This is a genomic window from Halorubrum sp. 2020YC2 (genome assembly GCF_018623055.1).
Lineage (GTDB): Archaea > Halobacteriota > Halobacteria > Halobacteriales > Haloferacaceae > Halorubrum.
This window is the reverse complement of the sequence record NZ_CP076019.1, coordinates 2,431,729-2,449,706: the sequence shown is the minus strand read 5'-3', so window position 1 is coordinate 2,449,706 and position 17,978 is coordinate 2,431,729. Positions and strand designations below refer to the sequence as shown.

Genomic DNA, 17,978 nt, shown 5'->3' with positions numbered 1-17,978 from the left:
GTTTCGGCCCCCGGAGATCGAGAGAGTCGATCACACGGGTAGACGGCGCGATCAGATCGGGTCGCGATCGGTTCAGGCCGGGACGATCCGCACGACCGGCGCGTCGCCCGCGTCGACGGCGACGTAGAGGTGTCCCGTGGACGGTTCGACCGCGAGCGCCCGGACGCGCCACCCCCGACCGTCGAGCAGCGGGTCGCGCTCGGTCGCGGTCGCGTCCGCGGCGCCCGCGCCGTCGACGGTGAACCGACCGAGGTACTGCGCCGCGAGTGTGCCCGCGAGGAGGTCCCCCCGCCACTCCGGGAACGCGTCGCCGTCGTAGAAGACCGCGCCGCTCGGCGGGAAGCCGCCGGAGCCGCACGGCCAGTAGTGGACCGGCGCGACGGCGTCGTCCCGCTCGTCGTGGCCGGGCGCGACGGGGTCGTCGGTGCCGTAGCGGCACGCCTCGCTGGCGACCGGCCACCCGTAGTTACCCCCGCGCTCGACGACGTTGACCTCGTCGCCGTCCTCCTCTCCGTGCTCGCATTGCCAGATCGCCCCCGTCTCCGGGCGCACCGCCATCGCCTGCGGGTTGCGGTGGCCGTAGCTGTAGATCGCGTCGGCCGCGTCAGGGTCGTCGACGAAGGGGTTGTCCGGGTGGGCGTCGCCGTCGGGCGTCAGCCGCAGCGTCGCGCCCAGTTCGTTCGAGCGGTCCTGCGAGACGTGGTCGGGGCCGAAGTCGGTATCACGCCGGTCTCCGACCGTGACGAACAGCGACCCCTCGGGACCGAACGCCGCCCGCGACCCGAAGTGGTTCGCGGAGTCGCGGAACGGCTCCGCGACGCGGACCGGCTCGAATTCATCGAGCGCGGGCGCGCCGTCGCCGTCGAGCGAGAGCCGCCCGGTCCCGACGTGCGTCGCCGCCTCGCCAGCCCCGTTCGCCGCCGCGTAGGTGAGGTAAACCCGCGGGTCGTCCGGGTAGTCGGGGTGGACTGCCACGTCGAGCAGCCCGCCCTGCCCCTCCGCGAACACCTCGGGCGCGCCCGCGACCTCCTCGACGGTCCCGTCGCCGGGCTCGACGAGCGAGAGCCGCCCCGGGCGTTCGGTGGCGAGCAGGCGGCCGTCGTCGGGCAGGAACGCGAGCCCCCACGGATTCGCGAACCCCTCGGCGACGGTCTCGACGTCGTACGCGACGTCGGCGCCGTCATCCGGCGGGGCGTCGTCGCCGGATCCGCTGGATCCGTCGTCGCCGCCTGTGTCGTCATCATCGCTACCGCCGAGGCAGCCCGAGAACGCGGAAAGGGAGGTGATCCCGACGAGGCCGCCCGTCGCGCGGAGGGCGGTGCGCCTGTCGATGCGGTCGGGGAGATCGGTCATCGTTCACAGGTGTGGACGCGGCACCGATGACCCTTCCGCCGACCGTCGTTCGGAACCCTTATATCTCTGACCCGGGCTACGATCGGATGCGAAGCACGCACCGGTAGTGTAGTGGTATCACGCAACCTTGCCATGGTTGCAACCCGAGTTCAAATCTCGGCCGGTGCATTTTGCGAACGAAGTGAGCAAAATCACCGAGAGAGATTTGAACGCTATCAGTCGCGCGCAGCGAACGGCGAGCGAAGCGAGCCGTGAGCGAGCACGTCTGATTCTGAGTTCAAATCTCGGCCGGTGCACTCCTTTCAGTCGTTCCCCGGCCTGACTCCCGTTCGCTGCGTCGCCGGCGCTACGCGCCGGCTGCCAGAGGGACCGAAGGTCCCTCGCTTCTCACGGGAGTCTCGGCCGGTGCATTTTGCGAACGAAGTGAGCAAAATCTCCGAGAAATTTGTACGTGATCAGTAGTTTATAAACTGGCGGCAGATCGGCGGGCAACACCTCCAAAGCCCCAGCCGCGAGGACTCGCGCGGCTTGTTGCGCTCCTCGTCACTCGCTTCGCTCGTTCCTGCGGTGCTTACTGCGCCGTGCTTCGTCCTCGCGACTGCCCCTTTGAGTCCCGCCCCGCACAGCACCGCCCCGCACCTCACGCCTCCCCAGCCTCGTCAGTCGCCTCCGCTTCGCTCCGGCGACTGACTCCCTCGCGCGTGCTGTCGCCGGCGCGAAGCGCCGGCTTCCAGAGGGACCTTCGGTCCCTCGCGGCTCGACCGCAGAGCGGCCTCGCAGGCACGCGCCGCCGCAGTTCATTTATAAGCGGTCGGAAAACTGCGCCTGCTGTTTAAATACCGTACTCGGCCGCGGCGAACCGCGACGGTGGCGGGTTCCCCGACCGGTACTTTCAATCGGTGATCCGGCGAACCACGCCGGTGTGACCGTACCAACGAAGACGCTCCCGAGCGGCGCGGAGCTACCGGGGCTCGGACTGGGGACGTACGACCTCGACGACGGGGAGACGGTCGACAGCGTGCGGGCGGCGCTCGACGCCGGCTACGCGCACGTCGACACCGCGGAGGGGTACCACAACGAGGCGGCGGTCGGAGAGGCCGTCGCGACGAGCGACGTCGACCGCGACGACGTCTTCCTCACCTCGAAGGTGCTCGCGAAGAACCTCAACTACGAGTCGGTGATCGAATCGTGCGAGGCGTCGCTCGACCGGCTCGGTACCGACTACCTCGATTTATACCTGATCCACTGGCCGAACCCCGCCATCTCGCTGCGCGAGACGCTGCGGGCGATGGCGGAGCTCCGCGACCGGGGACTCGTCCGCGACGTCGGCGTCTCGAACTTCAGCGCCTACCAGCTGAGCTGTGCGCATCACGTCTCCGACGTGCCGATCGCGGTGAACCAGATCGAGTTCCACCCGTGGTTCCAGCGCCCGGACCTCGTCGACTACTGTCGCGGGACCGACACCGTCGTCGAGGCCGCGGCGCCGCTCGCGCGGACCGACGTGTTCGACGACGAGGTCGTGGCCGAACTGGCCGAGAAGTACGACAGACACCCCGCACAGGTCGTGATCCGGTGGGCGGTCGACCGCGGCGTCGTCCCCCTGCCGCGCTCGTCGACCCCGGAGCACGTCCGGGCCAACGCCGACCTCGACTGGGAACTCGACGACGACGACCGGCGGCGGCTCGACGGGCGCGACCGCGACGCGCCGGTGTACGACACTCCCGCACGCGACTGGACGAGCGACGTGTACGGGATCGAACAGTAGCGGTCTCGCGCCACCGAGGGCACCTCAGTCGTCGTCGAGCGCGACGGGGCGCCCGCTCTCGGCCGACTCGTAGATTCCGGCGAGCGCGCGCATGTCGGTGAGGGCGTGTTCGCCGTCCGGGTGGAACGGCTCGCCCGCCAGCAGCTGGTGGCCGAAGTAGGCGAACTCCGCTTCGGTCTGGTGGACCTGCTCGAACTCGACGTCGACCCGGGTGCCGTCGCGGACGACCGCGAACCCGCGGTCCTCGCGCTCGTAGAAGGCGGGGTCGAGAATCAGCCGGGCGTCGGTCCCGGTGACCTCCAGCCGGCTCGCGTGCTGTGCGTTCTGGCTCACCGTACACAGCGCGTCGACGTCGCCCGGGAACTCCAGCCGGAACGTGGCGTGCTCGTCGACGGCGGCGAACGCCTCGTGCTCCGACCGGGTCCGCCCGGAGACCCGGACGGGGTCCTCCCCGAGCGCGAACCGCGTCGTGTTGAGCGGGTAGACCCCCAGATCCATGACGGCGCAGCCGCCCGACAGCGCCGGGTCGAGCCGCCACTGGTCCGTGTCGCTTCCAAGCTCCCCGAGCATCGTCTGGGTCATCGTCGCGTGGACGCCGACCACGTCGCCGGCGACGCCCGCGTCGACGAGGTCGCGGAGCCGCCGGACGGCGGGGTCGGTCTGCATCCGGTAGCCGACCATCAGGGGGACGCCCGCCTCGTCGCACGCGGCCGCGAGCCGGCGGGCGCGGTCGACGGTCGATTCGAGGGGCTTCTCACAGAGGACGGCCTTCCCCTGCGCCGCGGCGGCCTCGACGTACTCCAGGTGGGTCGCGTTGGGCGTCGCGACGTAGACGGCGTCGTACTCGTCAGCGACGGCGCCGGAGCGGAACTCGTCGGGCGTGACGCCGGTGAGGCCGCGCTCGGCGGCGACCGCCTCGACCGCGTCGGCGTCGACGTCGGTGACGACGGTCGCCTCGGTGTACGCGGACCGGTCGATCCCGGGCAGCGCCCACTCGCGGGCGAACCAGCCGAGGCCGACGACCGCGACGCGGACCGGGTCGGTGACCGCGTCCGGGTCGAGCGTCTCCCAGTCCCGGCGCGCGAACTTGTCGAGGTACTCCGCGAGGGCGGCTTCCATGTCGGACCCTCTGCGGGGGCGGTCAAATAACCCCGGCGACGGGGACGGGCGTCACCAGTCGCCGTCGTACTCCACCCGCGGGCGGTCGGCGTCGACGCCGACCGCTCGGAGCGCCTCGGTCGCGCGCTGGACGGGGGCGGGGTCGGCGCGGTCGAGCGCGTCGTCCGTCGCCGCCGCGAACCGGACGGTCCAGTCGCCGTCGATCACGACCGTCGCGCGGCGCGGCGCGTCCGAGTGGCCCTCCCACGAGTCGACGAGCAGGTCGTACGAGTCCGCGACGCCCCCGCGGAAGTCGGAGACGACCGGGAAGGGGAGGTCGAACCGGTCGGCGTACGCGAACCCGGCGTACAGCGAGTCGCCGGTGAGCGCGACGACGGCGAGGTCGTCGCGGTCGCCCCACCCCGCGTCGCGGACCGCGGCGAACGCGGCGGTACAGGTCGGCACGAACGCCGCGGGCGCGGTGCAGAGGACGACGGCGTCGTGCGACTCGACGAGCCGGAACAGCGCCAGTTCGCTCGCCGTCCCGCCGGTGACCGCCGGGGCGATGAAGTCGGGAGCGGTGGCGCCGACGTCTATCATGGGGTCAGGTGCGGGCGTTGACGGTAAATATCCACTCCCGGGGTTTCCACCCCCGGAGCTGCGGGGTCGCGAATCCCGGAGGGACACGAAACGGGGGTAACAGGTTCCCTGTCGCGTGTCAGCAGCCGCCTCGGTGGGAGTTTTACCCGTGGGCCGCGGAAGTGAGCCGTGATCGGACCCCACGCGGAGACCGCGCTCGCCTTCGTCGACAGCTACGGCGCCGTCGCGGTCTTCGTCGTGTTCGCGCTGGAGGGCGCCCTCGTCGGGAAGGTGCTTCCGGCGCGAACGCTGTTCGTCGCCGCGGTCGTCGCGGTCGGCGTCGAGGCGGTCGCGGTCCTCCCGGTGTTCGCCGCGGCGGTCGTCGGCGCGACCGTCGGCCAGTCCGCCGTCTTCGCGGCGGTTCGCCGGTTCGACGCGGACCCCACGTCGCTCGCGGTGGTCCCGATAGGGGAGGGACGGCTCGACGGCGCGGGTCGCTGGTTCGACCGATGGGGCCTACCCGCGGTCGCGGCCTCGAACGCGGTCCCCGGTACGCGCGGGTGGCTCGCGGTCCCGACCGCGAACGCCTCGTCCGTCTCCGCGCCGCGGTTCGCCGCCGCGTCGCTGGTCGGCTCCGCCGCGTACGTCGGCGCGCTGCTCGCGATCGGCGTCGCGGTGGCGCTCGGGTTCGGCGGCGCGCTCGGATTCCTCGGCGCCGAGGCGGTCGCGGCGCTGTAGTCCCGTGGTTAGAGGACCGTCCCGTGCTTTTTGTCCGGCAGATCCTTCTGAACGTCCTCGTAGAAGTCGAACCGGGCGGCCAGTTCGGCGCGGAGGTCGGAGGGGGGAACTATCTCGTCGATGACGACCTCGCTGGCCATCCGGTGGACGTCGATCCCCTCGCGGTACTCCTCGCGCAGCCGCGCCTCCTCGGCCGCGCGCTCCTCTGGGTCGTCGATCTCGGCCAGCTTCCGCGCGTAGACGGCGTTGATCGCCGCTTCCGGTCCCATGATCCCTATCTCGCCGGAGGGTAACCCGATCACGCTCTCGGGGTCGTAAGCGGGCCCGCCCATCGCGTAGATGCCCGCGCCGTACGCCTTCCGGACGACGACGGTCTGTTTCGGGACCGTCGCGGAGGAGGTGGCGTAGATCATCTTCTTCCCCTTCTCTAGGATCGCGTCCTTCTCGACCCCCGACCCGGCCATGAAGCCGGGCGTGTCACAGAGGTACAACAGGGGGATATCGTAGGCGTCACAGGTCCAGATGAACTCCGCGGCCTTCTCCGCCGCGTCCGGGAAGATGGCGCCCGACCGCTCCGTCGGCTGGTTGGCGACGACGCCGACCGGCCGGCCGTCGATACGGCAGAACGCCGTGACGATCTCCGGGCCGTACCCCTCCTTCAGCTCGAACACGGAGTCGGCGTCCGCGATCCGGTCGAGCAGGTCGTAAACGTCGTACGGGCGGTTCGGGGACTCCGGGATCAGCTCGTCGATCCCGTCGGGCGAGTACTTCGGCGGCACCGTCTCGCGTCTCGGCGGCTTCTCGCCGGCCTGGTCCGGGAGGAAGCCGATCAGGTCCGCGACGAGTTCGCGGGCGTGCTCCTCGTCGCGCGCGACGAGGTCGGCGGAGCCGGACTCCTCGGCGTGGACCCGCGGCCCGCCGAGGTCGTCCATCGCTATCTCCTCGCCGGTGACCATCTCCACCATCCGCGGGGAGGCGATCGCCATCGCGGACATCCCCTCGACCATCACGGTGAAGTCCGCGAAGACGGGCGTGTAGGCGGCGCCGGCGATGCACGGCCCGTACAGCACGCAGATCTGCGGCACCGCGCCGGACAGCATCGAGTGGTTGTAGTAGTACTTCCCGATCCCCTCACGGTTGGCGAAGAAGCCGGTCTGCTGGTCGATCCGGCCGCCGGAGGAGTCCATCAGGTAGAGGACGGGGTTCCCCGTCTTCAGCGCCCGCTGTTGCATCCGGAGGAACTTCTCGACGCCCTTCGACGCCATCGACCCCGCCTTCACGGTGAAGTCGTTGGCCATGAAGTGGACGTCGCGCCCTTCGAACTCGGCGGCGCCCGTGAGCAGGCCGTCGCCCGGGAGGCGGTCGCCGCCTGCCTCGTCGCTCTCTCCGTCCTCGTCCGCGTCGCCGCCGCGTCCGGGCGCGTTCGGGTGCCAGTCGTCGAACGCGGCGAACTTCCCGTCCTCGAACTTCACGCCCGCGGGGTCGCCGTCGGCCGCGCTCGCGTCGCCGGCGCCGCGGGTCCCGCCTTCGCCGCCGAACCAGAGGTCGAGGCGGTCGCGGACGAACAGCTTCCCCTGCTCCGAGAGCCGGTCGCGGTACTTCTCCGGGCCGCCCTGAAGGATGTCGTCGATCTCCGCCCGGAGGTCGCGCTCGCGTTCCGTGGGGCCGAGGTCGTCGTCGAGCGAGTAGCTCGGCTCGGGCGGCTCGGCGCTCGCGACCGGGGCCTCCTCGCCCTCGACGTGGACGTCGACGTCGACGCCGAGGTGTTCCGCCAGCGACTTCGCGATCGCCTCGGCCTCCTCGGGGGTCGCCGCCGCGCCGACGTGGACTCTCATGGACGCAAGATTTGCGGTCGATCCTAAACAGTTTTCCATGCGGGATCGGCGGGGCGGGGGACGCGGCGCGAGGGGTCCCCGGTCCGGACCGCGGCGCGGCTCCCGCCGTCCCGGTCCGCCCTCAGTCCGCGTCGACGGCCGCTTCCAGCCGCTCGATCAGCGCCTCGTTGCCGACGTACAGCGGCGTGCGCTGGTGGACCGCCTCGGCGTCGACGTCGAGGATCGACCCGGACCCGTCCGAGGAGGCGCCGCCCGCGCGCTCGACGACGTACGCGATCGGGTTCGCCTCGAACTGGAGGCGGAGCTTCCCGGCCGGCGCGCTCCGGAGCGCGGGGTACGCGAACACCCCGCCGTAGGTGAGCACCTGGTTCACGTCACCGACCATCGCGCCGCCGTAGCGGAGCTTCAGGTCGTCTTCGACCGCCCGGGCGTACGCGCGGAACTCCGTCGGCCAGTCGGGGACGCGTCCGCCGAACCCGTAGACGGTCGGCGTGTCCGGGAGCGTCAGGTCTGCCTCCACGACGGACCTGTCGACGCCGCCGTCGCCGTCCCGCGTGACGACCTCTTCCCGGACGCCGCCGTCGTCCGCGACGACCATGGTCGTTATCGGGCCGTAGAGGACGTACCCGGCGGCGACGAGGTCGCGGCCGCTCGCGGGCAGCGGGGCGTCGTACACCCCGACGACGGTCCCCATCGCGTTGTTCGACCGGAGGTTCGAGGAGCCGTCGAGGGGGTCGATCGCGACCGCGTAGGCGTCGCCCGGACCGCTTCCGACCGCGCCGCCCGCGTCGACGGCCGCCTCGCGCTCCTCGCTGACGAACGAGCCGACGCCGTCGACCGCGGTGATCGCCTCCCCGAGCAGTTCGTCGGCGTAGAGGTCGCCGGCCATGACGCGCTCGCCGGAGGCGTTCTCCGTCCCGCTCTCGACGCGGCGGCCGGGGAGCGCGGCGCGGATCTCGGGGGCCGTCGCCGCGACCGCGTCGAAGACGGCCGCGACGGTCGGGTTGCCCTCGGCGCCGCCGTCGGGGAGCGCGCGGGCGTCCGGCGCGGAGTCGGGTCCGGGCATCAGTCCGCGCTCTCGGCGGCCGCGAGCGCCGCGTCGGGGTCCGCCTCCTCGAAGACGACCGCCTCCAGCGCGTCGAGGATGCGCTCGGGGTGGTCCCGCTGGAAGACGTTGCGACCGACCGCGAGCCCGCGGGCGCCGGCGTCGATGGCGTCGGAGACGTTCCGGAGGAAGGCGACGTCGTCGCGCATCGTCCCGCCGGACATCACCACCTCGGTGGGGCCGGCCATGCGGACGGCCTCGCCCATCGCCTCGGCGGAGCCGGGGTACTTCACCTTCACGAGGTCGGCCCCGAGTTCGAGCCCGAGCCGGGCCGCGTAGGAGATGGTGTCCGGACTGGTGTCGTTTTTGACTCCCTGTCCGCGCGGGTACGACCACATGACGACGCCCATGCCGTGTTCGCGGGCCGTCTCCTGTGCCTCGCGGAACTCCTCGGCCATCTCGACCTCGTGGTTCGACCCGCCGTAGAGGGTGAATCCGATCGCGTCGGCACCCAGCCCGGCGGCGTACTCGGCCGAGCAGTTGACGGGGCTGTCCGGCTCGCCCATCCAGAGGTTCGAGGTGCCGTTCAGCTTCAACAGCAGGTTCACGTCGTCCTCGTAGTCGGGGTAGTGCGCCTCGGCTACCCCCTTCTGGACCGCCAGCGCGGTGACCGCGTCGTGGGTGGCGAGCTCGAACACCCGCTCGGGGTCGGCGGTGGCCGGGTTCGGCTCGAAGTCGACCGGCCCGTGTTCGAGCCCGTGGTCGTACGCGAGGATGAGCGACTTACCGTCGCGCGAGATGTCGTCGGCGGCGTGAGGAAGCATCGGTTCGTAGTTCAGTTACATACGTAAAAAGGGCTGTGGTAGATCTACTGGGCGTAAAGAAACTAAAACAGCGTTTGAGGAGCTTCTGAGTCAAATATAGCGGGTTTGATTACGAAAACTAATTACTACTCAGATTGTTAATTTGTTCTGGCAGAACGCGCTCGGCACCGACTTCCGCAATACTTACCACCCGCGGCGCGGCAGCGGTCCGCATGCGAGAACTCTCCGCGGTCGACGTCGTCGGCGTCGTCGGCGCCGGGACGATGGGCAACGGCATCGCGCAGGTCGCGGCGACGGCGGGCTACGACGTGGTGATGCGCGACGTCGAGCCCGAGTACGTCGAGCGCGGCCTCGACAGCGTCGAGGACAGCCTCGACCGGCTGGCCGGCAAGGACGCGCTCGACGAGGAGCCGGCGGCGATCCGCGACCGGATCGCGGGCACGACCGACCTCGACGACCTCGCGGCCGCCGACGTCGTCGTCGAGGCCGTGATAGAGGACCTCGACGTGAAACGCGACGTGTTCGACGACCTGGACCGCGTCACCGACGACGACGCCGTCCTCGCGACGAACACCTCCACGCTGTCTATCACGAGCGTCGCCAGCGCGACGGACCGCGCGAGCGACGTGGTCGGCCTCCACTTCATGAACCCCGTCCCGATCATGGACGGCGTCGAGGTCGTGGTGGGCGAGCGCACCGACCCCGCCGTCGTCGACTTCGCGCACGCCTTCGCCGCGGACCTCGGCAAGGAGACGTGGGAGGCCGACGACAAGCCCGGCTTCGTCACCAACCGCATCCTGATGCCGTGGATAAACGAGGGGATCCGCGCGTACGACGAGGGCGTCGCGGAGAAGGCCGACGTCGACCGCGGGATGAAACTCGGCACGAACGTTCCGATGGGACCGCTCGAACTCGCCGACCACATCGGGCTCGACGTGGCGCTCGACGCCAGCGAGACGCTCCACGAGGAGCTGGGCGACCGCTACAAGCCGGCGTACCTCCTCAAGCGCAAGGTGGAGGCGGGCGACCTCGGGAAGAAGACCGGCCGCGGCTTCTACGAGTACGAGTGAGCCGCCGGGCCGCGCGGTCGGCGGCCGAGGCGGAACGCGGCGCGGTTAGGCCGCGTCCGCGTCGCCGTCGCGGTCGTCGTCGGCCGTCCACCGACGCGCGCCCGGCAGCAGCCCGACCAGCCGCGTCACGTAGCCGAACTTGAACAGGCCGAGCTGCGAGAGCGTCCCGAGGGCGAACACGGCGAGGAACGCGGGCGCGGACAGGTCGAAGAGGAGCGGCTCGACCGTCGTCTCCGCGGCGGCGGTCTCGAAGCTCGCCGGCGTGAGCGACCGGGAGGCGAACGCCGCGCCGATGAGCGCGGACGCGACCACGAGCGTCGTCCGCGTGAGGACGAACCCGAACAGCGCGCCGACCGCGACGCCCGCGAGCGTCGCGCCGACGAGCAGCGCCGTCCCCTCGATTCCCGCCGCGTCCGCCGCGTACAGCGGGCCAACGGCGAACCGACCGGCAAATCCGCCGACGACGCCGCCGATTCCCAGCACGGCGAACGAGAGGCCGGCGTACGCGATGAACCCGCCGAGGAGGCCGCCGAGCGCGACCGCCCCGGCGGTGAGGACGGCCCCGTCGACCGCGACCAGACCGACGACGTTCGGCGCGAAGAGGTAGCCGGCGCCGGCGCCGACGAGCAGCCCGGTCAGCGTCACCGCGTAGACGGAGACCGCCGCGCCGACGAACGCGAGCAGCAGCCCCGCGAGGACCAAGCCGCCGTTGAGTGGGGTGAGCATGTCCGTATCGTGGCGGTCGCTGATACTTAAATTGTCGCGACCGAGACGACGGGAAAGCGCGGGTCGGGAGGTCGGGGGCGGTCGGTCGCGATCGCCGGGAGGGGGCGGCCTCACCGCGAGCGGCTCGCCGCCTGCCGGTCGATGTACCGCGTGTAGCCGCCGACGGCGAGGCCGAAGCCGACGACGAGCAGGAGGAACCCGAGGAGGCGGCTGGTCCCGACGGTCATCACCGCCAGGACGACGCCGAAGAGCAGCGCGAACACGCCGGCGACGACGACGCCGACGTCCAGCAGCGGCGAGGGTTGGATGGTCCGGCAGTGCGGACAGATCCGCGCGTCGGCGGGGATCGGCTCGCGGCACTCGACGCAGCGGAGGCGGTCGCTCGGCACACGGGGCGGTTCGGCCGCGGCCGGGATAAAAGCGCGCGTCGGCTCCGGACGATCCCGCTTCGGTGACGCTCGAGGGACGCGCGACCGTCGCCGCGATCCGACCGGACGACTCATTTGTGTTGAATAATAACACACACGTATGCGGCTACCAGAAACGCGGGACCTGTTCGCGCGGGAGCTCAAGTTCCCCGCGACGCGCGATGCGGTGCTCGAAGCGGTCGGTGACACGGAACTCGAAGCGCCGGGAGGGGAAAACGAGACGATTGGGGAGATCCTCGAACGGGCGGACGCCGAGGAGTTCCGGTCGCCGGACGGGCTTTACGGCACGCTGATGACCTTCGTCAGCGACGGGTTCATCGGCCGGAAGTACTACGACGACCGGAGCGGGTCGTCGGACCCCGAAGACATGGGCGAGGTGCAGTTCTGATGTCCGTGACGCTGATCTCCGGCGTCACCGGGGTCGGGCTCACGAGCATCTGTCAGCGGGTGCGTCGGCAGCTCGACGAGGAGTACCTGCTGCTCAACTTCGGGGACGTGATGCTCGAACAGGCGATGGCGCGCGAAATCGCCGTGGACCGGGAGGGGCTGTCGTCGCTGTCCCAGAGGGAGACGCTACGGTTACAGCGGCGGGCTGCCGAGTACGTCGCCGACCGGTCCGAGACGAACGACATCATCCTCTCGACGCACCTGGCTGTCAAGACGGACGCCGGCTACATCCACGGGCTCCCGGAGGGCGTGCTCCGCGACGTCGCGCCGTCCACGTTCGTCCTCGTCGAGGCCGACCCGTCCACGGTCATTGAGCGGCGGAGCGAGAGCGGCCGCAGCTCGACGTCGGCCACGGAACGAGAGATCGAGTTCGAGCAGGACCTCAACCGGACGGCGGCACTCGAGTACGCCCGCGAGCGGAACGCCCCGGTCCAGTTCGTCGAGAACGAGGGGAGCGTGACGGAGGCCGTCGAGCAGGTGGTCGAGACCGTGGCGGCGACGGAGTAGTGGGAGCGGCGGTGCGGGGACACCTACGGAGCGAGCGGGGCTCGGACCGCGCTGCGGCCCTCTTGCGCGCGGACGGCCGGGTCTCCCCGGCGGAGGGGTCGGCGCCGGCGGCCCGGCGGCGACCGCCTGGCGTCAGTCCGCGCCCGCCGCAGCCGCCGGCTCGTCGTCGACGTTCAGCGTCTCCTCGACCTGCGTGAACACCGCGACGAGGGCGACCGCGGCGGCCGCGGCCCCGACCGCGAAGGGGACGACGAAGCCGAAGCCGTAGAGCCAGCCGGACGCCAGCGGCCCCAAGGCGACGCCGAAGCCGAATCCCATCGTGAGCACGGAGAGGGTGGTCCCCGACTCGCCCTCCCGCGCGAGGTCGCCGGCGAGCGCGAGCGACGGCGCGAACACGCACGCGACCGCGACCCCCTGCCCCAGCCGGACGAGCATCATCAGCGCCGGCTCCGTCACCACCCCCTGAAGGAAGGTCGTCGGCACGAGGAGGACGAAGCCGGCGAGGAGGAAGGGCCGGCGACCGATCCGGTCGCTGGCGCGGCCCACCGGGACCTGAAATATCACGTTGGCGATCGTCACGGCCGCGAACTGCGCGCCGAACCAGATCGGGGCCTGGTCGAGCCGGACGTTCACCTGAGTCTGAAGCGTCGCGAACAGCGCGATGCACGCGCCCATGGCGACGGTGGCGAGTCCCAGCGTGAACACCGGGTCAAGCAGGCGGTCCTCGCCGCGGACCCGGATCGAGACGTCGTCGCCCGCCTCGGCCTCGACGTCGGCGTCGCGGACGAGCAGGAAGACGAGGGCGAAGCTGAGGTACGCCCCCGCGCAGGCCGCGACGAAGGCGGCGTCGAACCCGTCGAGGACCGGGAGTCCGACGGGCGACAGGTCGTACGGCCCCGCCTCGACGACCGCGCCCGCGACGATCGGTCCGAAGCCGAACCCGATGAGTCGGAACGTGTTGTACACCCCGAAGTTGCCCCCGCGGTCAGCGTCGCTCGCGGCGTACTCGTTCACTAAGGCGACCGTCGCGGGGATGATGAGCGCCGCGCCGAGCCCCTGTATCGCGCGCAGCGCGACCAGCGCCGGGTAGCTCGTCGCGATCGTGTACAGCCCGCTCGCGGTCCCGAGGAGGAGGATTCCGGCGAGCACGAAGGGGCGCCGCGCGCCGACGCGGTCGGAGAGCCTGCCCGTGAACGGCTGCGAGAGACTGTTGAGGAAGCCGAAAAGCGAGAGCACGACCCCGATGAGCAGCGGCTCGGTCAGCGTGACCGCGGCCGCGCCGACGCCGACCTCGGTCCCGAGCAGCCCCTCGATGTCGACGAGGTCGCTGGTGATGTACAGCGGGAGGACGACGATGAGAAAGGAGTTCCCGGCGGCGCCGACCATCCGCGCGAGCGCCAACACGATCACGCGCCGGTCGGTGTCGGTGACGCCGGAAAGCAGTCCCATTTACTCCGGATTCGGAACGGAGCATAAAGGCGCTTGTGAACGGGGGGAGTCGATCCGCTTTCGGCGGGAGCCGACGCCGAGCGGGGGAGCCGTCACCGTCGGCCACTACGGGGGCAAGAGAGGGGTCGGAGAGGAGGGCGGCGGTCTCAGGGCGCCGCCGGCGTCCGCTTGTCGACGCCGCGAACCTCGAACCGCGCGCCGCCGCCCTCGCCCGTCGTCGCCTCGACGGTCCAGCCGTGCGCGGTGGCGATCTCCTGGACGATCGCGAGTCCGAACCCGGTGTTGCCCGCGGCCCCGCTCTCGCCGGGCTGGAAGAGCGAGTCCGCGACCGCGGGGTCGATCCCCGGCCCGTCGTCCTCGACGAAGAACCCGTCCGGAAGGTCGCCGACGCGGATCGAGACGGCCTCGCCCGCGTGGTCGACCGCGTTGCGAATCAGGTTCTCGAAGAGGTTCCGGAGGCGGTCCGGGTCCGCGAGCACCTCCCGGTCGGTCTCGACCGAGAGGGTCGCGTCCGCGGTGTCGACGGTCGACCAGCTGTCGTCGACCACCGCCGCGAGCGCGACGTGTTCCGGGTCCCCGACGGTCTCCCCCTCCCGGGCGAGCGCGAGGGTGCGCTCGACTATCGACTCCATCCGTTCGAGCGCGACGAGGGCGGCGTCTAAGTTCTCCGCGTCGCCGGACGCCTCGCGCGCCAGCTGGACGCGCCCCTGCGCGACGTTCAGCGGGTTCCGGAGGTCGTGCGAGACGATGCTGGCGAAGGAGTCGAGCCGGTCGTTCTGCCGTTCGAGGGCGGCCTCCCGGTCTTTGAACTCCGTGATGTCCTCTTGGAAGCCGACCCAGTGCGTGACGGTCCCGTCGGCGTCGCTTATCGGGGCGATGCTCACCCGGCTCCAGAACTCCGTCCCGTCCTTCCGGTAGTTCAGCAGTTCGACGCTCGTCGGCTCGTCGGCGTCGACCGCCTCGCGGAGCTCCCGGACCGACTCCTCCTCGGTGTCCGGCCCCTGAAGGAACCGGCAGTTGACGCCGATCGACTCCTCGCGGTCGTAGCCCGTCATCTCGACGAACCGGTCGTTGACGTACACCATCGGGTTGTCCGGCTGCGTGGGGTCCGTGATGGTGATCCCGACGGGGGCCTCCTCGAGCGCCCGAGTCTTCGTTCCCAGCTCTTGACGCCGCTCCACCTCGTCGGAAATGTCGCGCAGGATGCCGACGCTCCCGTCGAAGCACTCGCCCTCATACGGCAGGGCCGCCATGTGGTCCCGGCAGGGGATCGGGTCGCCCGCTTTCGGGTCGATGTCGACGCGGAACCGCTGGACCTCCGGTCCGGAGCTCGAGAGGATCGTCCCGAGGCGGTCCTCCGACTCGTGGACCGCCTCCTCGCATTTTATTATCTCGGGTTTGCTTCCGATGATCTCCTCGCGGTCGTAGCCGGTCAACTCGGCGAACGGCTCGTTGACGAACCGGAAGACGCCGGTCTCGTCGACGACGTAGACGGGGTAGCCGAGCGCCTCGATGACCGTCGAGTAGCGGTCGGCGATCTCCTTGGTCCGGTACTCCTCGACGGCCTGGTCGACGCGGTTCGCGAGGCGGCGGAGCTGTTCGGGCCCGCCCTTCTGGAAGTAGCCGGTGACGCCGGCGTTGAGCGCCTGGCTCGCGATCTCCTCGGACCCCTTCCCGGTGTACAGCACGAAGGGGAGCCGGTGGTCGCGCTCGCGCAGGGCGTCGAAGAACTCCAGTCCGTCCATCGGCGGCATGTCGTAGTCGCTGACGACGCAGTCGAACGACTCCTCGTCGAGCCGGTCCAGCGCCGTCTCCGGATCGGTGACGCTCGTCACCGCCACCGAGTCGATCTCTTGCTCGAAGTACGCCTCCGTGAGATCGAGGACTGACGGGTCGTCGTCGACGTGTAACACGTCGATCGATGCGGGCATACGGAGATTAACGGGCGCGCGGAATAAACGACTACCGCCCCGGCTATCGGATCTGGATCTGAGCGGGGGACGACCGTCCCGAGCCGCGCCGAGAGCGGCCGAGATCGGGGCGAAGGCGGTTCGCGTTCGGTTCCGGCGCGCGTGGCGGATTCTTAAGTCCGCGGAGCGCGGAGCCGAACGCGATGAGCGGCGGGACGCCCGGTGCCGGGGAGACGCTCCCCGGCGCCGGCGGCGGGGACGACGACGCGCCCGACCGCGTCGTCTGTCACGTCGATATGGACTGCTTTTACGCCTCCTGCGAGCGGCTGCGCCGCCCCGAACTCGCGGGCGAGCCCGTCGTGGTCGGGATGGGGTACGAGCCGGGCGAGTCGATCGGCGCGGTCGCGACGGCGAGCTACGAGGCCCGCGCGTTCGGCGTCGAGAGCGCGATGCCCATCTCGAAGGCGTTAGAGCTGCTCCCCCGCCGCGCCGACGCCGACCCCGACGACCCGGACGCGCCGGACCCGGGGGAGACCGGGCGGTACGTCCCGGTCGACCTCGACTTCTACGAGGACGTGGCCGGCGAGGTGAAGGCGGTGCTGCGCGACTGCGCCGACACCCGCCGCGAGGTGAGCATCGACGAGGCGTACCTCGACGTCACCGACCGGACCGCGTGGACGGCCGCGGGCGACGGCGACGACCCCTCGCCCAGCACCGCCGCCGGGCCCGCGTCGGCGCGGACGCTCGCGGAGGGGTACGCCCGCCACGTCAAACAGCGCATCGAGCGCGAGGCCGGGGTGCCGGCGAGCGTCGGCGTCGCGCCGAACATGTCGGCCGCGAAGGTCGCCAGCGACGCCGACAAGCCCGACGGGCTGGTCGTCGTGCCGCCGGGGACGGTCGCGGAGTTCCTCGCGCCGCTGCCGACCGCCGACGTCCACGGCGTCGGCCCGGTGACCGAGGACACGCTGGCGGAGCTGGGGATCGAGACGGCCGGCGACCTGGCCGCCGCCGACCGCGACCGCCTCGCCGCGGAGCTTGGCGAGCGCGGCCCGGAGCTGTCCAGACGCGCCGCGGGCGACGACGACCGCGAGGTGACGCCGACCGGCCTCCCGAAGAGCCTCTCGCGCGAGTCGGCGCTGCCGACGACCGCCGACGAGGCGACGAAGCGGGAGACGGTGTCGGCGCTCGCCGCCGACGTGGCCCGCCGCGCCCGCGAGCGGGGCTGCCTCTACCGCACGATCGGGATCAAGGCGGTCGAGCCGCCGTTCGACGTCAACACTCGCGCCCGGAGCCTCCCCGGTCCCGTCGACGACCCGGACCTCGTCGAGGAGGTGGCGCTCGACCTGCTGGGGGAGTTCGACGAGGCCCGGGTCCGGAAGCTCGGCGTGCGCGTCTCCAAGCTCGACTTCGCGGAGACCGACCAGGCGACGCTCGGCGGCTTCGAACCGGGCGAGGGGAACGGGAGCGAGCGCGAGGGCGCGGCCGATCGGCCCCCCGGGCCGGAGGGGCGGAGGACTGCCACCGACGGCGACGGCGGGAAGCTCACCGACTGGGTCGACGGGGAGCCGACCGCGGAGGGCGACGCGCCGGGGGGCGACGCCGAGCGCCGGACCGGCGACGGACAGGCGTCGCTTGGCGACTGGTCGTGAGTCGCGCTCGACGCGTGGATTTATCACGGAGTCGAGACGATTCGGGCGCGTGTCCCTCGCTCGCCGCCTCCTCCTCGGCTCGACCCCGAACGGCTCGCCGCGTCGGTACCGACTCCTTGTGCCGCCGCTGCTCTTTTTGACCTCCTTCGCCGCCTACGCGCTGGGCGTCTTCGCTCACGCCGGCGGGGTGGTGTTCCTCGCGTTCGACGCCGCGGTCCTCGGCGTCCTCGTGACCGCGGGCGTCGCCTACCGAGGCGCCGGGGTCGCGCTCGCGTGGCTCTCCGTATACGGCGCGCTGCTCGGGAGCAACGCCGACCACTACCTGCTCGGGCTCTCGGGGCGACCCCTCGGCGAGCGCGTCGCCGCGCTCCTCGGACTCGACGGGCTCGTGTTCGTCGGCGTCGAGGCCCTCGCGCTGGGGACGCTCGCGTGGGTCGCCGGCGCGCTCGCGCGCCTCGCGGTCGACGAGGTTCGCGACCGCCAGCGAGACGCGTCCGCGGAGTAGCGTCCCCGCCGGCGGCCCTCCGGGCGAGCGACGCCCCCGCCGAGTGCGGG

17 protein-coding genes and 1 tRNA gene are annotated in these 17,978 nt (G+C 71.4%); 8 read left to right on the top strand and 10 right to left on the bottom strand.

The features are described from left to right. Positions 1-72: 72 nt before the first annotated feature. Complete coding sequence (locus KI388_RS12290) at positions 73-1,353, bottom strand: PQQ-dependent sugar dehydrogenase (RefSeq protein ID WP_215086903.1); 1,281 nt, start codon at positions 1,351-1,353, stop codon at positions 73-75. A 97-nt stretch (positions 1,354-1,450) separates the two neighbouring features. Here KI388_RS12290 and KI388_RS12285 point away from each other — a divergent pair. Both KI388_RS12285 and KI388_RS12280 read left to right on the top strand, forming a co-directional pair. Continuing rightward, a tRNA-Gly gene (locus KI388_RS12285) sits at positions 1,451-1,521 on the top strand. Between the two features lie 754 nt (positions 1,522-2,275). Beyond that, positions 2,276-3,118, top strand: coding sequence for an aldo/keto reductase (locus tag KI388_RS12280; protein WP_215086902.1), 843 nt, complete (start codon positions 2,276-2,278; stop codon positions 3,116-3,118). 24 nt (positions 3,119-3,142) lie between these two features. Here the strand turns inward: KI388_RS12280 and gfo6 are convergent, their stop codons facing one another. Together gfo6 and KI388_RS12270 are read right to left on the bottom strand one after the other, a co-directional pair. Continuing rightward, on the bottom strand, positions 3,143-4,237 hold the full coding sequence (gene gfo6, locus KI388_RS12275; RefSeq protein WP_215086901.1) for a D-xylose 1-dehydrogenase Gfo6: 1,095 nt from the start codon (positions 4,235-4,237) through the stop codon (positions 3,143-3,145). 51 nt (positions 4,238-4,288) lie between these two features. Then, entirely contained in the window at positions 4,289-4,816 is a 528-nt protein-coding gene (locus KI388_RS12270; RefSeq protein WP_215086900.1) for a redoxin domain-containing protein, read from the bottom strand. 168 nt (positions 4,817-4,984) lie between these two features. On the opposite strand from KI388_RS12270, the gene KI388_RS12265 reads away from it, so the two are divergent. Beyond that, positions 4,985-5,533 carry a VTT domain-containing protein gene (locus KI388_RS12265; RefSeq protein ID WP_215086899.1) on the top strand — a complete coding sequence of 183 codons (549 nt, stop codon included), beginning with the start codon at positions 4,985-4,987 and terminating at the stop codon, positions 5,531-5,533. 8 nt (positions 5,534-5,541) lie between these two features. Here the strand turns inward: KI388_RS12265 and KI388_RS12260 are convergent, their stop codons facing one another. The 3 genes from KI388_RS12260 to KI388_RS12250 all read right to left on the bottom strand — a co-directional run bounded on the left by KI388_RS12260 (position 5,542) and on the right by KI388_RS12250 (position 9,237). Then, positions 5,542-7,368, bottom strand: a complete 1,827-nt coding sequence (locus KI388_RS12260; protein WP_215086898.1) for an acyl-CoA carboxylase subunit beta — start codon at positions 7,366-7,368, stop codon at positions 5,542-5,544. Positions 7,369-7,489: 121 nt separating this feature from the next. Beyond that, positions 7,490-8,434, bottom strand: coding sequence for a class 1 fructose-bisphosphatase (locus KI388_RS12255; protein ID WP_215086897.1), 945 nt, complete (start codon positions 8,432-8,434; stop codon positions 7,490-7,492). Further along, complete coding sequence (locus KI388_RS12250; protein WP_215086896.1) at positions 8,434-9,237, bottom strand: aldolase; 804 nt, start codon at positions 9,235-9,237, stop codon at positions 8,434-8,436. The genes KI388_RS12255 and KI388_RS12250 overlap by 1 nt, the downstream gene beginning before the upstream one ends. Positions 9,238-9,449: 212 nt before the next feature. Between KI388_RS12250 and KI388_RS12245 the strand changes: the two genes are divergently transcribed. After that, positions 9,450-10,307, top strand: coding sequence for a 3-hydroxyacyl-CoA dehydrogenase NAD-binding domain-containing protein (locus KI388_RS12245; protein ID WP_215086895.1), 858 nt, complete (start codon positions 9,450-9,452; stop codon positions 10,305-10,307). Between the two features lie 45 nt (positions 10,308-10,352). Here the strand turns inward: KI388_RS12245 and KI388_RS12240 are convergent, their stop codons facing one another. Continuing rightward, on the bottom strand, positions 10,353-11,033 hold the full coding sequence (locus tag KI388_RS12240; protein ID WP_215086894.1) for a phosphate ABC transporter permease: 681 nt from the start codon (positions 11,031-11,033) through the stop codon (positions 10,353-10,355). 110 nt (positions 11,034-11,143) lie between these two features. Next, positions 11,144-11,422 carry a zinc ribbon domain-containing protein gene (locus tag KI388_RS12235; protein ID WP_215086893.1) on the bottom strand — a complete coding sequence of 93 codons (279 nt, stop codon included), beginning with the start codon at positions 11,420-11,422 and terminating at the stop codon, positions 11,144-11,146. Between the two features lie 139 nt (positions 11,423-11,561). On the opposite strand from KI388_RS12235, the gene KI388_RS12230 reads away from it, so the two are divergent. Together KI388_RS12230 and KI388_RS12225 are read left to right on the top strand one after the other, a co-directional pair. After that, positions 11,562-11,849: a hypothetical protein gene (locus KI388_RS12230; RefSeq protein ID WP_215086892.1), complete on the top strand. Its 288-nt coding sequence runs from the start codon at positions 11,562-11,564 to the stop codon at positions 11,847-11,849. Beyond that, on the top strand, positions 11,849-12,415 hold the full coding sequence (locus KI388_RS12225) for an adenylate kinase (protein ID WP_215086891.1): 567 nt from the start codon (positions 11,849-11,851) through the stop codon (positions 12,413-12,415). Before KI388_RS12230 ends, KI388_RS12225 begins: the two co-directional genes overlap by 1 nt. A 132-nt stretch (positions 12,416-12,547) precedes the next feature. Here KI388_RS12225 and KI388_RS12220 read toward each other — a convergent pair whose 3' ends face one another. Both KI388_RS12220 and KI388_RS12215 read right to left on the bottom strand, forming a co-directional pair. Further along, a complete protein-coding gene (locus KI388_RS12220) occupies positions 12,548-13,864 on the bottom strand; it encodes an MFS transporter (protein WP_215086890.1) in 1,317 nt (438 codons plus the stop codon). A 146-nt stretch (positions 13,865-14,010) separates the two neighbouring features. Next, positions 14,011-15,795, bottom strand: a complete 1,785-nt coding sequence (locus KI388_RS12215) for a PAS domain S-box protein (protein ID WP_215086889.1) — start codon at positions 15,793-15,795, stop codon at positions 14,011-14,013. Positions 15,796-15,977: 182 nt separating this feature from the next. Here KI388_RS12215 and KI388_RS12210 point away from each other — a divergent pair, with 182 nt between their 5' ends. Together KI388_RS12210 and KI388_RS12205 are read left to right on the top strand one after the other, a co-directional pair. Next, complete coding sequence (locus KI388_RS12210; protein WP_215086888.1) at positions 15,978-17,423, top strand: DNA polymerase IV; 1,446 nt, start codon at positions 15,978-15,980, stop codon at positions 17,421-17,423. 49 nt (positions 17,424-17,472) lie between these two features. Continuing rightward, positions 17,473-17,928, top strand: coding sequence for a hypothetical protein (locus KI388_RS12205; protein ID WP_215086887.1), 456 nt, complete (start codon positions 17,473-17,475; stop codon positions 17,926-17,928). The last annotated feature ends 50 nt before the right edge of the window (positions 17,929-17,978 follow it).